The sequence below is a fragment of the Rhodococcus sp. Leaf225 genome (assembly GCF_001426145.1).
Classification (GTDB): domain Bacteria; phylum Actinomycetota; class Actinomycetes; order Mycobacteriales; family Mycobacteriaceae; genus Rhodococcoides.
Genome location: NZ_LMRN01000002.1, coordinates 324 through 1,506, shown reverse-complemented (window position 1 = coordinate 1,506; position 1,183 = coordinate 324). Strand labels below are relative to the sequence as shown.

At 55.4% G+C, this 1,183-nt stretch carries 1 rRNA gene (running past one end of the window); it reads right to left on the bottom strand.

Annotated elements, in window-relative coordinates:
- Positions 1-959 (bottom strand): 23S ribosomal RNA (locus ASG69_RS00015); its annotated part reaches 711 nt to the left of the window's first position; the annotation flags it as partial.
- Positions 960-1,183: the final 224 nt, after the last annotated feature.

Genomic DNA, 1,183 nt, shown 5'->3' with positions numbered 1-1,183 from the left:
GGAGTTTGGTTAGGTTTGGTACCGCTGTGGGCGGCCCTAGCCCATCCAGTGCTCTACCCCGCACGGTATTCACTCGAGGCGCTACCTAAATAGCTTTCGCGGAGAACCAGCTATTTCCGAGTTTGATTGGCCTTTCACCCCTAGCCACACGTCATCCAAGACCTTTTCAACGGGCACTGGTTCGGACCTCCAGTGGGTGTTACCCCACCTTCATCCTGCACATGGCTAGATCACTCGGTTTCGGGTCTAAAGCAACGAACTGAACGCCCTATTCAGACTCGCTTTCGCTGTGCCTACACCTACCGGCTTAAGCTTGCTCGTTACTTTAAGTCGCTGACCCATTATACAAAAGGTACGCGGTCACTCAGGACGAACCTTGAGCTCCCACTGTTTGTAAGCATCCGGTTTCAGGAACTGTTTCACTCCCCTCGTCGGGGTGCTTTTCACCTTTCCCTCACGGTACTTGTTCGCTATCGGTCGCTGAGGAGTACTTAGGCTTGGAGGGTGGTCCCCCCATGTTCAGACAGGATTTCACGTGTCCCGCCCTACTCGAGTCCTGGCAATCGTCCGTCCCGTACGGGGCTGTCACCCATCTCGCCGGCCATTCCAGACCGTTCCGGTAAACTAAAGCCAGGCACTGGCCTGATCCGCGTTCGCTCGCCACTACTGACGGAGTCTCGTTGATGTCCTTTCCTCCGGGTACTTAGATGTTTCAGTTCCCCGGGTTCGCTTCAAACCCCTATGGATTCAGGATTTGATACCTTCATCTGACCAATTGTAGTGAAGCCGCAGACCAAAATCTGCGACCACAATACAAAAGGTCGAAGGTGGGTTTCCCCATTCGGAAATCCCTGGATCAAAGCTCGTTCGCAGCTCCCCAAGGCTTATCGCAGCGTACCACGTCCTTCATCGCCTCTCAGCGCCAAGGCATCCACCGAATGCTCTTAAGGCACTTGATCGCTCTCATGATCGATGTTCGCTGACCGGAAGCCGCATCAAGCGGCCACGGTCACGTCACGGTCACAAAAAGACCGGTCACCATCCCCTTTCGAGAACGATGACCTTATGCTTGCCGAACATGACCGCCCCGGACCAGCTCTCGCTGCCGCAACGGCCACATTCCCTCTAAACGATGTCGCTTTTCGCAAACCCGCGCGATCCCGATGGACCTGCACGCGCAGCA